Raw genomic sequence first — 13,351 nt, forward strand, 5'->3', positions numbered from 1 at the left:
GGATTGGACCTGAAGCACCGGATCAACCGGCTATCTGTTCTGCAGCTGCAATTGCAGCCCCCGCACATCCGGGCCATCCAGCTTCAAACCCTTGAGAACATCATTGCCGGGAACGATGATCGAGTCCTTGAGGACAGGACCGCCTGGCAGATTGTGTATTCCGCCGCCCCCACCGGGCGATGGCGGCGGCGGCGGATAGCCACCGCTGCCACAGGGCGGAATGCGATAGATACAATCGACAGTGAATTGCTCAAGTCCACCTGCGGCCACAGAAGGGCGAACGGCGTCCTGTGCACCTGCCAGAAACGGAAAAAACATACCGAAAAGAAAAATGGCCCTTCTCATTTCGCAACCTCCTGCGAAGATGCACAAATCTTGGCGCGGTCTTTCACGTCCTTGCCGGCGGCAGCCTTTGCTGCTGCGTCCAGCCATGCGGGCGTGCTGTTGCGCATACCGATGGAAACGCTATTGAAGCCGATGACGAGCGGTCTCGCAAACTGGCTATCGGAAAAGAGGCCGGAACTGTTCGTGCTGCGAATGCTGTTGTCATTGCCGGCCATGTTTTCGGCCACCGGCTGCTGGCCCTGCGGGCCTGTGGTCGCGGCAACGGCCGCACCATCGACAGTCTTCTGGACGTCGCTCTTGTTCCCCCCCGCATCGAGGAAAGCGGCGCGTGCCCGGCCGTTGGTGACCTTCACCCCGCGTGTCAGAAATGCCTGACGCACGACCAGCAGGCGGATGTCGTAAATATAGCGCGAACCACAATCCTCCGTCTCTGCGGTTCTCAAAATATCGCGACTGAGAATGTAGGAAAGTTTTTCGCGAAGGTAGTCGTCGGTGCAATAGACCTTGGTGTCGCCATCATTGCAAAATCCCATCAGCGCATTTTGCGCGTGGAAGGGATTGATCGCATAGGTCTGCACATTCTGAAGCTCGATTTCCTCGATATCCGCCCGTGCACCACCGAAGGCGATATTGCGTAAAAGTCCTGCCATTCCTTCCTTGCGTTCTATCTTGATGACGGGAAACAGCGCGTCCTTCGCCACCAGGCCGGACGTCGTCCCATCAACCGCAACCTCGGTACGCGGTTGAGCAATCAAGAGAGACTTTTTATCCTCCGACCAGGTGCTGTCGCCGAAATAAGGCGCCTCCGACTTGACCGCCAGATATCCCCGCAAATTCGGTATCTGGGTAATCTTGACGTAGCGGCCGATGAAGGATTCGCTTTCGAGATCCGTGGGCAAAGACTTGAACTTGTGGCCTGAATCCACGACCTCGGCGATGATGTCTCCGACATAGATATCCTCCTGCGGAGGATAGACCGGCTCGATGCCCAATCTGCGGATGGATTCATTCCAGCGTTTCGGCAGGTAATCATCCGTCACATCGGTTTCGCCCATCAAAAAAAACAGACCGGCAGAACCGATAACGACACCCGCCGCCAGCAAGGACAATCTGGCTGCATGCGGTGTCAGCCACCTCCAGGCACTCCTTAATTTTTCCCGCAGGGACGTTTTTGCGGGAACTTGGCCCGGAGGCTGGGCAGGCTGGGCAGGCTGGGCAGGCTGGGCAGGCTGGGCAGGCTGGGCAGGCTGGGCAGGCTGGGCAGGCTGGGCAGGCTGGGCAGGCTGGGCAGGCTGGCCATTTCCATTGACTGGATTCGTCATGTGAGCCCCGACAGGAAAGAAATGATCTAAATATAAGCCAACATATCAACTTATAGTTTAAACAACAATACAGTCATGAAGGGAATTTTTATTATATTTTCATGAAGACGTCCGACAAAAAGCGGCTTCCCTCCTCGGAAAATCTCTCCCCTGCTTGGCTCCTCATCCGCACCAATGCAATCGGGCGCGAGGATAATTCCCCGCGCCCGTCAAAGCCCCATAACGGTTGCGTTGCCGCAGCGGCGGCAGCCTAAGGTCAATTGTCCTTGCCGGCCGCCTTTGGCGTTGCCTTCGGCTCCACGACGGTCTTGTCACCCGCCTTGGCCATATCCTTTTCGGCGACAGTTGCCGCGGCAGGCGCCGCCGCACCCGTATGCGCCACCACCGCCTTGTCACCCTCCTCCGAAAGCAGCGCCGCCAGCATTTGCGGGTTGGCGTCGCCTTCCACATGGATGTTCAGATTGCGCTGCGGGAACGGGATGGCGATGCCCTCCTCGCGGAAGCGCTGGAGGATGGCGATCCGCAGCGCGTTCTTCACACCAAGCCCGGTCGACAGATCGGCAAGGTGGAACCGCAATTCAAAATCCAGCGAAAAATCACCAAAGCGCAGGAATTCCACATGCGGCTCGGGGTTGCGCAGCACCGGTGGCTGGGCGCGCACCAGTTCCAGTAGAATATCCATGACCCGCTGCGGATCGGAATCATAAGCCACGGAAACCGGAATTTCCGCACGCATGATGCGGTTGCGGTGTGTCCAGTTGCCGACCGAGGAATTGATGAACTCGGAATTCGGCACGATGATCGACTGGCCGCGAAAGGTTTCGATTTCGGTTGCGCGCACGGACAACCGCTTGACCGTGCCCTCGGTCGTACCCGTCACCACCCAGTCGCCCACCTTGAAGGGACGCTCGACCAGAAGGATGAGGCCGGACACGAAGTTGGAGACGATGTTCTGCAGGCCAAAACCGATACCGACCGAAAGGGCGGAAGCGACCAGCGCCAGGCTGGATAGGTTGAGGCCGGCGGAAGACACGCCAAAGATCGCCGCAACCGCTATGCCGAGATAACCGATGCCGGTTTTAACCGAGTTGCGCACCCCGGCATCCACCTGGCCCCGCGCCATGACGTTATTATCCAGCCACTTCTGGAACCAGCGCGTGATGATGTAGCCGATGGCGAAAACCAGAACGCCGCCGAAGAGGCCGATCAGCGAGATCGAGGCGTTGCCGACGGTAATGCCCGTCAGCAGACGATAGGCCCAGCTTTCGATATCGCCCGGCTGGAAGCCCCAGGAAAACAGGATGAGCGGCACACCGAAGGCAAGCGCCACGGCATAGATGCCAAGCCCGGCGGCCAGGCCGGCCTGATCGAGCGCAACCGGACCGAGACCGAAACGCCGCGCGAGATAACGCCCGGCAAGGGATTCGGCAAAGGCGCCCTGCCTCGAAATCGCCTTGCCGGACAGAATGCCGATATACATGGTTGCCAGCACGGCGCCGGTGGCGACAATCTGCGTGGCAAGGAAGCGCGCAAGACCGACATAACCCGTCAGACACGCGCCAATGAGAATGAGGCCGCCGACGCGCAGCAGGATGACCAGCCAGCGCGGCAGCCGCTGGTTGCCGGTTTCATAATCCTGCCCCTCGCCGATCATCGGCCGCAGGAACGATACGGTGAGCAGGATGATGCCGATGATGATCGAGGCGACGAAGCTCTTGGCAACGGTGACGATCAAGGGTGAATAAAGCGTCTCGCTGATCGTTCCAAACAGATAGTCGAGACCATTGACGAGCGCCATCAGCAGCACCGCGGACGACAGCGTATGCGCGCCGCGATTGGACACTTTCAACAGACGCCATTCCGGCTGGGTGGGCGCAAAGATCGCGTAGCTCAGCCGCGATACGAAATAAACGAAGCCGAGGATGGCCATCGCCCCGAACAGGATCGGCGCTATATCGGATCGCAGCACGTTGAAATTGTCGAGAAAAAACGCCGAGGTGACCAGAAACAGGAACAGCGACAGCGATTGCACCATGGTCGACCAGAAGGCCACGGAGAGCCTTCTGAGATAAGATGGCTCACCGGTAAAGGCCCGCCGGTCCATGCGGCTGCCGAAAAACCGGTAACCGCCGACGAGGAACAGCAGTCCTGCCATGATCGACAGCATCACGGCCCCGAACATCGGCAACCGCTTGTAGCTCCAAACGAAACCCGCCCAGCTGCTGAAGGCGTTGTTGAGGTTGGTCACCTCGGTAACGAAAGCCGAAGACGCGTCGCCCAGCGTCTGGGCAGAAACTTCCGTGCGCTTGAACAGGGTGGCGGCAAACAGCGCCCGGCGCACCGCCGTGATATTGTTGGAAATCTGCGCGGCACTGGTGGCGGTGCTTTCCACCTCACCGGCAATCGCATTCACCTCGGCACGCTCCGCCGTCAGCCGGGCGCGCTCTTCCGTCACCATGCTCGCTTCCGGCGGCTGGCCATCGGCTGGCGGCTCGCCAAGCGCATCGAGACGAGTCTTGATCTGGTCCAGCCGGGTGCGCAGCTTGGTGTTGGCCGCCGCGGCATCGGCGGCAATACCATCGGCACGGCCTTTCATGTCCACCAGATGTACGTCGTCGCTACCACCCGCCTCCACCTGCCCGGCGATGGTTGCAACATCGGCTTTCCATTTTTCCAGTTCCGCCCGCGCCTGCTCGACTGTGGTGGCCTGGATCACGGCAGGCGCCGGCGGCGTTGTCTCCCCCTGCGCGGATGCCGGCATTGCGGGCAACAGAAAACCGCCGAAAAGCGAAACCATCATGACCAATATCATGGCCATGACACTGCTTCGCCCCCGACCAGATGCCGGTTCACCGAACACCCGTCTGCCATTCACTAATCCGCCGAACATCAACCGCACATCCATGCCTTTCGTCTCTTCACGCCGTCCCAGGCTTTTTAACGCCTGCGCCGGGGAAAACCACCCGCATGAAGCGAGGTTTTCCGGAGTTTACCTTGCTTTTCACCACGAGAATCATCGCCTTTGATAGTGCAGCAAACATGGGAGGAAATCATGGAATCTGCTGGTATTGGCTGGATCGCAGCTATCATCATCGGTGGTGTCGCCGGGTGGCTCGCCGAACAATTCATGAAAAGCAATATGGGTGTTTTCATGAACATCCTTCTTGGAATCGTCGGCGCCATCGTCGCCAACGCCATATTGTCCGTGTTTGGAATCGTTTTGACCGGCTGGCTCGGTTATCTCATCGCCGGCTTCATCGGCGCCTGCATCCTCATCCTTATCGGGCGGGCCTTCAGACGCGGCTGAGCAAAAAGTAAAATCCGTAAAACCCCGGATTTCCAGCCTTTTCCAGCGCGACTGAAATTTTTCCGTCACAAAAATCGAAGAAATTTCATTTCCGCGCTGGACAAGCTCAAACTTCCCCTTTATAGCCCCCCTCACACCGCCACACGGTGCCGGTCGGGTGATTAGCTCAGTTGGTAGAGCAGCTGACTCTTAATCAGCGGGTCGTAGGTTCGAGCCCTACATCACCCACCAAATTCTCTTTAAATGACAGAATGTTGCGATGCTTACTTAAAGCATCGCCCGAGCGATTGAGCTTTTGCAATCGCCCTTTCCCAGCAATGCCCGCGAAAGAAACGTTACCCGTCACGGATAACGCCGAGCCGCGCAGGCCCACTAACGCAACAGCTCCACGGCAAGTCTACAAATTCGTTTCAGATACGCTTTTTGTCCCGATGAAGCGCGGCTCCAAAGGCCGACCGGCAATACGGCTTCCGAATTCTTCCGTGAAACGAACGGGTGCTGCCTGCTTCACCGCATTGATGGCGGAATCGATAAACGCCTGCCGTCTCGGGCTCTCCTCCTGAGGTCGCGAGGCGAGGACAACCACTTTGCCGCGTATCTGCCCGTCCTTGTGCAAAATGAACCGCAGCGTCACCACCAGCCCCTCCGTGTCTTCCGGTGGCACCCAGCAGGCATAGATCGCATCGAACATTTCGTTGAGATTACTGGCAGGCGTCGGATCATTGCAGATCCGCGACTGACTCCAAGCCGGCGCCAGAATGCCTCCAGCCAAGATGCTCGACACCACGAGACCGGGCAGCCTGAAACGACGGAACACCAAAGAAGTATGGTTGATCAAATCCAATATCCTCTATCAGGAAGCAATCCGGCTGCTTTGGATCGCCGGTCTAACCATTTTAAAAAATTGGTTTTTCCGTAAATATCTTGAAAGCTCCATGTGACGTGATGTAAACATAAATAAATAAAATCACAAACACATCAATAAAAACAATACTTAAATAGATAAAAATACATATTTCGGGAAAAATAAATTTAAAAACCAAAAACAAAAGCAAAGTATATTAAGTTATATTTATATATAAATTACAAAAACAAAAGTAATATTCGGACTGTCAATCAATAAATCTTATCTTATTGAATATACAGACAGCTGTAAAATATTCTCCGGAAACGCGGTTTCGCGTCTTAACCAATGGCTGCGGTTTACATTGCAAGCCAATGATTTGGCTGTATGCATGGCCTGCCAGAACAGGAAAAAAAGGGGGATATCATGACATCGAAATGGGTATTGGCAGTGTTTTTCGGCACAGCGATGACGGTTGCAGGTGCGGCGCAGGCGGAAGATCTGGTGTTCACGCTGAAGAACGGCACGGGCTCCGTTCTTAACGCCTTTTACACCTCACCGGTGGGCGTTGATGACTGGGAAGACGATGTGTTCGGCAAGAAGGCGCTTGGCCCCGGCGAAGAGATGGAAATCACCATCGCCGATGGCCGCAGCGTCTGCAAATATGACATGCGCTTCGAATTCCAGGGCGATGCGCTGGAGGATCTGGAGGATACGCAGAATCTCTGCGAGCTCGGCGAATATACCATCACCGAATAATCCAGTAACGGCCCTGCCCGGCAAAGGCAGGGCCTGCGGCGGCCAAGCTCCGAAAAAAAATCGGCACGGCAATTATTGGCACTGCCGCGCCGCTCTTTTCCCCAAAGCTGTCTCAATCATCCCTATGATTGGCACGATGAGATTGATCATCAACATATTGCTGTTCGTCCTCGGCGCGGTCGGGAGTGGAATATGTGCGTTTTTATTATCGGCAGCGCTTGCCGATTCCGGGCTGCTGGGTTCCTGTTTTGAAGGAAATTGCGCTTATGCGGCGCTGTTTATGGTGCTTCCGGTCGCATGGTTCATACTTTTTGCGCTTTATGTCATGGCTTTGCTCGTCTGGAGACGAAAACCGTTCCGGAATGGACGTTTCTGAAAAAGCGCGTTACGCCGCCATCGCTACCGCGCGTTCGTTGACAGCGATAAGCACTTACCGTTAACTCCGCCTGCTGGGGGATTCGCTGCCAGTGATATATGGGCCCGGTGGGCATTCCCTATATCACAGGCCTCTGAATGTGCATGTTCCGATTTGCGTTTTGCGTTTGCTGGGCATGACGGAAAACAGGGAGACCAAAGGATGCGGGCCGCAATCAATTCCCCGTCGCTTTCGATCGACACGATGGACTATCAGGCCGAGTGCCAGTTCGCGCTGGAACCATCCATCCAGGGCCTTATTGAAAAGGCGGAGAGCGCCGGCTGGAACCGCCAGCAGGCTGCGCTTGCTATCGTAGCACTCGCCAGCGAACATCTGACCGACCTGTTGTCTGCCGGTGGCCCGGCATTGCTGGATCAACGTTCCCTCTCCTGATCTCCGCTGAAGCGGGCGGAACCAGCGCCCGCTTGTCCAGACATCATCTTGAAAATCAATCCTGCGCGCCCGGAGTGTCCTCACAGACGCTGCCGGAACCCTTGGTCGCGTCGGGACGCCGTCACCCCCAGGCGAATCCTGCCTCGCATGCCAACATCGCTGCAAGACCGCCCCCACCATATTCCGGGCCAGCCCAATCCCACGCATCGATTGCCGGTCGGAGACCGCGCCATAGTGTTGACACAGACCGCCAATAATGAGAACATAAAGTGAACATTATGGAGGTCAGCGATGAACACTGCAGACGCAACCATAGAAAATGCCCTCTCCGTCGTCGCCCGCTCCCGCGATATGCGCGAGCGCGCGCTGGAACGGCGCCGCGAGTTGCAGCGGCGAACGGAAGTCATCATTACCCGGCCGCTTTACGTGCTGAAAAAGAACGAGCCGAAGCAGCTGTCATTGAAACTCGACAGCTGAGCATGCGTGCGAACATCGGTTTTACTTCGAAGCAAGATGCGGGGCGGGGCGATGGAAGTCCTGACGCAATGATGACGGGCACAGTGCTCCCAACGGAGTTCTCCTCTCACGGCCTTGCTCGCGAAAGCAAAATCCCGTGCGGATTACCTCACGCACGGGATTTTCAGAATGAAGAGGTCAACGTCTTGTCTTATTGCATACGTTGCATTGCGGCTTCGGGCTCACCGGTCGTCGCAACCGTTGCCGCTGGAAGGCGGTCGGTCTTTTTCAGAATGACAACGGGCTTGTCCACCGGTTCCGTCGGCGGAACGATGCTTGCGGTTTTAAATTCACGGTCGACGGCAGGAACGGAAGCGTTGATTTTTTCATGACCCGCGCATTCCGCAAGCGCTGCACTGGCGGAAAAGCCAAAGACAGCGGCGATAATGAGAACTGATTTCATGTCATTCTCCCTTCGCTTTTGTGGCGCTCTCCAGTCTAGGTGGAGACGAACCGGATTGAAAATCACACTTTAGAGACATCTAAAGCACCAGATCATTTCGGCAGTCGTCGTCATCGATGTGCGTGGCAGCGATATGCTGATTTTATCACCGTCATTTCTTCCGCACATCCAGCGGATTTTGGCAAAGCGGCCGGCGAAATATCATCGCCACATAACTTCCCTTGAGGGAAATCAGGCTGGGCGTGTAAGTCGAAACCTTTGCCGTGTTGGCGGCCTTGATCGTTCTTCCATCAGAGGAATTCTGCTGCATGGCGCGCCTCCTTCCATGAGCGATAACGAAAAAACACCGTTCTTGTTCCGAATCGCAGTTTCGTTGCGGACGAGAAAGGGCAATACGTCACCGCGCGTTTCTTCTCCCCGCCGGGGAGAAGGTGGCCCGAAGGGTCGGATGAGGGGCAAGCTCTCTGGATATCTCTACCCTCGCCCCCTCATCCCGCTACCGCGGACTTCTCCCCGACGGGGAGAAGAAACAGTGGCACACTCCCAATCCCATCCATCCCCAAACGCTTGAAAATGTCTCCCAAAGCCTCTATATGCCTCACCGCGAGGACGACCTCGGCCATCATGGCGACAGCATGCGGGACGGCCCGGTCACATACCGGAGAATAAATTGCGCTCCCTGCAAGATCGTATTCGCCACGCGCTCAGCTTCGAAATCATCGGCCTTATGCTCGTCGTGCCGCTTGGTGCACTCGTCTTCGGCATGCCGTTGGAAGATATCGGCATTGTCGGTCTGGTCAGCGCCACACTCGCCACCATCTGGAACTACATCTATAATCTCGGCTTCGACCATGCGATGCAGCGCATGAAGGGCACGACGCTTAAGACGCCCGCCATCCGCGTCGCACACGCCCTGTTGTTCGAACTTGGCCTGCTGATTGTGCTGATGCCCTTCATCGCCTGGTATCTCGGCATCAGCCTTGCCCATGCGCTGGTGATGGATGTTTCGTTTGCGCTGTTTTACGTGGTCTATGCTTTCGTCTTCAACTGGAGCTACGACCGGATTTTCCCGCTGCCGGAATGGCAATCGCAGGATGCCGTCTGATCGACGGCCACGGCTAGAGACAGCAAAACTTCAGCGTAGCGATTCCTTGAAAAAGCTCACGACATCGGCGTTGAAACCGCGATGAAACTCTGCCCGGTCAAAACCGGGCGCATCGCTGCAAACCTGCGGCAAAGCTTTTAACATTTCTGTTGGGCAAGGCGCGATGAACGAAAAATGCCCTGCCCCATTCACCATCCGGTAGTCCGGTTTCTTCGGCAGTTCATCGCGCAATCTTGCAATATCCTCCGGCACAATGCCATCACCGCCCTGTTCCGAACTCCACAGCTGGACAGGAATACCGATATCTTTCAGATTTTCAGCACCGGGAAAGGCATTGAGCGGGTCTGCAACAACCGCGGCCCTTACCCGCTTATCGTGAACCCGGTCTTTCGCAACAGCGTTTTTGTCCCGCATCTGCGCGCATATCGGCGCCTGCTCGTCCGGGCATGGCAATCTGCTGTTTAAAAAATCCGGCACGCCACCGGCAAGCACCAGCGCCGTATAACCGCCGCGCGAAAATCCGAAGACACCGATCCGCCCTGCATCGATGACGCCGGCCTCTTTCCAGTTTGTCAGCATATGATCAAGCAGGCGCATAATATCCGCCGGCCGGTCGGTCAGCGCGGAAAGCTCGCCTGCCCGCTTCATATCAATCGCATTATCGCCGGGATGATTAAGCGCCGCGACGATGAAACCGGCATCCGCCAGCGCCGCCGCCGTATCGCGGTGGCTGAAATATGTGCCGGCGAAACCATGGGAAATGACGATAAGCGGATATTGCCCGTCAACGATCGGGCAATCGCGCACCGCAGGCAATACGAAGGGACCGATACGGCTTTCCACCGGCGCTGCCGCGCAGGGCGACCAGACCGCCGCCCTGATGGGAGCTTTGCCATCGGTGGATGGAACCTCGATCAACCGCAGGCCGGCGGCCGTGGCAGCGCCCGTCCCGGAAAGAACTGAAATCAGAAGAAGGCAACACACCACCAGGAATCGCATCAGAAACTCGCGGATCGGAAACATTGAGTGCAAGGCCGGTCATCAACCAGCCTTGCCCGAAACATAAGGCAATTTCTTATGGCGCTGATGACTACCGCGAAGGCTTAAAGCGACTTCAGCGTCCAGGCGACAATCTCGCGCGTGGCAGCGGCAAAGGCCTGATCCAGCGCCTTGACGAAATTGGCGTTGCCGGAACCACTGACACGGGCGCTGGCGCGGAACACTTCCTGCGCCTTCACCGTGCCGTTGCGGTCGTTCAGAAGCTTCACCGACATTTCGATATTGGCGATGTTTCTCGCCGTATCCACCTCGAAGGCGCGAATATCGGTCACGACCTGATAGTCGATCGCCAGCCCCTGCCCCGGACGGCCGACGCCGCCGAGCTTGCCGGTGTCTTCGAAAGCTTCCACGAGCTTCGACTGCACCATGCGCGGCAGGCGGTCGCTCCATTGCGAATTGCCGAGATATTGCACTTCCGAACCGGAGAGCCGCACCACGATATTTTCGCTGTCCAGCGCCTTGAGCGCGGTCGGATCGGCAATCAGCAATTGCCGGCCTTTCAGCGAAGGTCCCTGCGTCACCGTCGCCGAAGACACGGAAAGATCGAACGTGTCGTTCTTCGGCGCGCCGGCACAGCCGGCCAGCAGCGCGGCAAGCAGCGGAGCCAGAATAAGGGCACGGCGTTTATGGCCGGTCATCGATCGTGTCATTGGCCCATACCCCTCTTAGCGCCTTGTTCTGCCGTCATATTGTTTCACGGTTTCACCGCCGAAAATCAACCGCTGCGGATCGCGGTCAATATTGGTGATGGCATTGTTGAGATTGTCGACCGTCTGTCGCGTGCTGCCGATCAGCGCCTGGAAATCTTTCAGGCCAGAGCTGGAGAAGCGGGTCAGATTGTCGGCGATCGGCCCGATGCGGGCATTGAGATTGTCGGCCACGGCCTTGAACGAGGTAAGCGTCTCGCGCGCCTTGGCAAACAGCGAATTGGCGTCATCGGTACCCAGCATGCCGTCCACCTTGGCAAGAATGCCATCGACGCGGCTGGAAGCAAGGTTCAGCTTGCGGCCCATGTCGGTGAAGTCGGAAACCGCCTGATCGATATCGGCGCGGCGGGCACCGACATCATCGGCAATCCGCTTGAAGTTCGCCACGGCATCACGCGCATCGGCGGTCGCGGCGGAAACATCGCCGACCACGGTGCTGACCTTGGCGGGATCGACAGAGGCCAGAAGCTCATCCGCACGCTTCACGACCGTCTGCACTTCCGTGCTCGCCGCCTCGAAATTGCGCGCCGTGCTCTGCACCGTCTCCATGATGCCCTGAATATCGCTGGAAGCCGACGCTACATCCTTCGTCACCTTGTCGACATTCGACAGGATGGAATCGATCTTGCCGGCATCCACCGCCTTCACCAGATCCTCGATGGCGGTCAGCGTGCCGTCGAGACGCACCGAGACAGACTGCACGGTGGTGGAAAGCGAGCTGAGGCTTGCAATGAAATTCTTGATGCCATCGGAATTGGCCGCCAGCGCGTCGGAGAACTTCTCGGCGTTACGCACCGTCTGCGTCAGCGGACCACGGGCATCCTGCACGAAGCCCTGCAATTCGCCGATGGCGCCATCGGCGCGTTTCAAGATCTTGTCGGCGGTGGCAAGCAGGTTGGTGACGCTGGAAAGATCGGCCGTCAGTTCGGCGGGAACGCCGGTCTCGGCCGATTTCTGCAGAATGCGCTCACCATCCTTGTTGCCACCGGAAAGCTCGATATAGGCAGCACCCGTCAGGCCCTGAATTTCCAGCACGGCGCGGGTCGAAGGGAAAACCGGGGCATCGGCCTGCACCTCGGTAAAGGCGATGGAATAAGCGGGGTCATCGCGGTCGATGGCAAGCCCGCGCACGGTGCCGACAGGAATGCCGTTAAAGCGCACCGGCGAGCCGACAGAAAGGCCGTTGGCGGAGCCGGGAATACGCACGACAAGCTGCGCCGTCGGGCCGCCACGGCCGAATTCCGCCATCCAGTAAACGAAGCCGAATGCGGCGGCGATCACGATCAGCGTGAAAATTCCGACTATGGTGTAGTTCGCCTTGGTTTCCATGCTTCTGTTACTCCACCGGATTTTCATGTTTGCCGTCCGGAAGAACGACAGAGCGCGCCCGTTTGCCGCGGAAATAGGACTGCACCCACGGGTCGTCGCAGGCGAACATGTCCTGCAATGTCCCTTCCACCAGAACCCGCTTGTCGCCGAGAACCGCAATGCGGTCACAGACGGAGAACAGGCTGTCGAGGTCGTGCGTCACCATATAAACGGTCAGGCCGAGCGAATCACGCAGGCGCGCGATCAGCATATCAAATTCCGCCGCCCCGATGGGATCGAGGCCGGATGTCGGTTCATCGAGGAAAACGAGGTCGGGATCAAGCGACAGCGCCCGGGCAAGCGCCGCGCGCTTGATCATGCCGCCTGACAGTTCCGACGGGTACTTGTCGCCGGCATCTGGCTTCAGGCCGACCATCTCGATCTTAAGATAAGCAAGCTCATCCATCAGCTTCTTCGGCAGGTCGAGATATTCCCGCATCGGCAGCTGGATGTTTTCCTTCACCGTCAGGCCGGAAAACAGCGCGCCCTGCTGGAACAGCACACCGAGCCGCTGGTCAAGCATCATACGGTCGTCTTCGCTCGCCTTATCGTAATCGGTGCCGAGAATGCGGATCGCGCCCGCCTGCCGCGGCAGGAGCCGCAAGATCGCCCGCATCAACACGGATTTGCCCGCGCCGGAGGGACCGATGAAGCCGAGGATTTCGCCGCGATAGACATCGAGATCAAGATTTTCGAGCACGTTCCGGCCGTTGAAACCAACGGTCACGCCCTCGACGGAAAGCACCACCTCGCGGCCGTCTTTTCCGGTCTTGATCTGTTGCTGTGTCTGGTCCTGCTGCTCCAACGC

At 57.6% G+C, this 13,351-nt stretch carries 17 protein-coding genes and 1 tRNA gene; 7 read left to right on the plus strand and 11 right to left on the minus strand.

Annotated features, from left to right (window positions below):
- Window positions 1-30: 30 nt before the first annotated feature.
- The 4 genes from PL640_RS07585 to PL640_RS07600 form a co-directional block, all read right to left on the minus strand.
- Window positions 31-345, minus strand: a complete 315-nt coding sequence (locus PL640_RS07585; protein ID WP_271361288.1) for a hypothetical protein — start codon at window positions 343-345, stop codon at window positions 31-33.
- On the minus strand, window positions 342-1,454 hold the full coding sequence (locus tag PL640_RS07590; protein WP_271361289.1) for a hypothetical protein: 1,113 nt from the start codon (window positions 1,452-1,454) through the stop codon (window positions 342-344). The genes PL640_RS07585 and PL640_RS07590 overlap by 4 nt, the downstream gene beginning before the upstream one ends.
- A gap of 38 nt (window positions 1,455-1,492) precedes the next feature.
- Complete coding sequence (locus tag PL640_RS07595; RefSeq protein ID WP_271361290.1) at window positions 1,493-1,651, minus strand: hypothetical protein; 159 nt, start codon at window positions 1,649-1,651, stop codon at window positions 1,493-1,495.
- Between the two features lie 272 nt (window positions 1,652-1,923).
- Window positions 1,924-4,572, minus strand: coding sequence for a mechanosensitive ion channel family protein (locus PL640_RS07600; RefSeq protein ID WP_271361291.1), 2,649 nt, complete (start codon window positions 4,570-4,572; stop codon window positions 1,924-1,926).
- A 147-nt stretch (window positions 4,573-4,719) separates the two neighbouring features.
- Here PL640_RS07600 and PL640_RS07605 point away from each other — a divergent pair, with 147 nt between their 5' ends.
- A complete protein-coding gene (locus PL640_RS07605) occupies window positions 4,720-4,974 on the plus strand; it encodes a GlsB/YeaQ/YmgE family stress response membrane protein (RefSeq protein WP_003524764.1) in 255 nt (84 codons plus the stop codon).
- 155 nt (window positions 4,975-5,129) lie between these two features.
- Window positions 5,130-5,205, plus strand: a tRNA-Lys gene (locus PL640_RS07610).
- A gap of 166 nt (window positions 5,206-5,371) precedes the next feature.
- On the opposite strand, the gene PL640_RS07615 is transcribed toward PL640_RS07610, so the two are convergent.
- Complete coding sequence (locus tag PL640_RS07615) at window positions 5,372-5,812, minus strand: hypothetical protein (protein WP_271361292.1); 441 nt, start codon at window positions 5,810-5,812, stop codon at window positions 5,372-5,374.
- A gap of 432 nt (window positions 5,813-6,244) precedes the next feature.
- Here PL640_RS07615 and PL640_RS07620 point away from each other — a divergent pair, with 432 nt between their 5' ends.
- The 4 genes from PL640_RS07620 (at window position 6,245) to PL640_RS07635 (ending at window position 7,862) form a co-directional block, all read left to right on the plus strand.
- On the plus strand, window positions 6,245-6,577 hold the full coding sequence (locus tag PL640_RS07620; RefSeq protein ID WP_046798390.1) for a hypothetical protein: 333 nt from the start codon (window positions 6,245-6,247) through the stop codon (window positions 6,575-6,577).
- Between the two features lie 124 nt (window positions 6,578-6,701).
- Entirely contained in the window at window positions 6,702-6,953 is a 252-nt protein-coding gene (locus tag PL640_RS07625; RefSeq protein ID WP_271361293.1) for a hypothetical protein, read from the plus strand.
- A gap of 201 nt (window positions 6,954-7,154) precedes the next feature.
- Window positions 7,155-7,385 carry a hypothetical protein gene (locus tag PL640_RS07630; protein ID WP_142839849.1) on the plus strand — a complete coding sequence of 77 codons (231 nt, stop codon included), beginning with the start codon at window positions 7,155-7,157 and terminating at the stop codon, window positions 7,383-7,385.
- Between the two features lie 291 nt (window positions 7,386-7,676).
- On the plus strand, window positions 7,677-7,862 hold the full coding sequence (locus PL640_RS07635; RefSeq protein ID WP_161991197.1) for a hypothetical protein: 186 nt from the start codon (window positions 7,677-7,679) through the stop codon (window positions 7,860-7,862).
- A gap of 190 nt (window positions 7,863-8,052) precedes the next feature.
- Here PL640_RS07635 and PL640_RS07640 read toward each other — a convergent pair whose 3' ends face one another.
- A complete protein-coding gene (locus tag PL640_RS07640; protein ID WP_046798386.1) occupies window positions 8,053-8,304 on the minus strand; it encodes a hypothetical protein in 252 nt (83 codons plus the stop codon).
- Window positions 8,305-8,455: 151 nt separating this feature from the next.
- On the minus strand, window positions 8,456-8,614 hold the full coding sequence (locus PL640_RS07645) for a hypothetical protein (RefSeq protein WP_193559498.1): 159 nt from the start codon (window positions 8,612-8,614) through the stop codon (window positions 8,456-8,458).
- Between the two features lie 360 nt (window positions 8,615-8,974).
- On the opposite strand from PL640_RS07645, the gene PL640_RS07650 reads away from it, so the two are divergent.
- On the plus strand, window positions 8,975-9,409 hold the full coding sequence (locus PL640_RS07650) for a PACE efflux transporter (RefSeq protein ID WP_271361295.1): 435 nt from the start codon (window positions 8,975-8,977) through the stop codon (window positions 9,407-9,409).
- Between the two features lie 30 nt (window positions 9,410-9,439).
- Here the strand turns inward: PL640_RS07650 and PL640_RS07655 are convergent, their stop codons facing one another.
- The 4 genes from PL640_RS07655 to PL640_RS07670 form a co-directional block, all read right to left on the minus strand.
- Window positions 9,440-10,408 carry an alpha/beta hydrolase family protein gene (locus tag PL640_RS07655; RefSeq protein WP_271361296.1) on the minus strand — a complete coding sequence of 323 codons (969 nt, stop codon included), beginning with the start codon at window positions 10,406-10,408 and terminating at the stop codon, window positions 9,440-9,442.
- A 104-nt stretch (window positions 10,409-10,512) separates the two neighbouring features.
- The gene (locus tag PL640_RS07660) at window positions 10,513-11,118 is read right to left on the minus strand and encodes an ABC-type transport auxiliary lipoprotein family protein (RefSeq protein ID WP_046798384.1); all 606 of its coding nucleotides are present in this window, start codon (window positions 11,116-11,118) and stop codon (window positions 10,513-10,515) included.
- Between the two features lie 15 nt (window positions 11,119-11,133).
- On the minus strand, window positions 11,134-12,504 hold the full coding sequence (locus PL640_RS07665; protein ID WP_065115797.1) for an MlaD family protein: 1,371 nt from the start codon (window positions 12,502-12,504) through the stop codon (window positions 11,134-11,136).
- Window positions 12,505-12,511: 7 nt separating this feature from the next.
- The gene (locus PL640_RS07670) at window positions 12,512-13,348 is read right to left on the minus strand and encodes an ABC transporter ATP-binding protein (protein ID WP_269699664.1); all 837 of its coding nucleotides are present in this window, start codon (window positions 13,346-13,348) and stop codon (window positions 12,512-12,514) included.
- Between the last annotated feature and the right edge of the window lie 3 nt (window positions 13,349-13,351).

The organism is Agrobacterium sp. ST15.16.024, assembly GCF_027956545.1.
Classification (GTDB): domain Bacteria; phylum Pseudomonadota; class Alphaproteobacteria; order Rhizobiales; family Rhizobiaceae; genus Agrobacterium; species Agrobacterium cucumeris.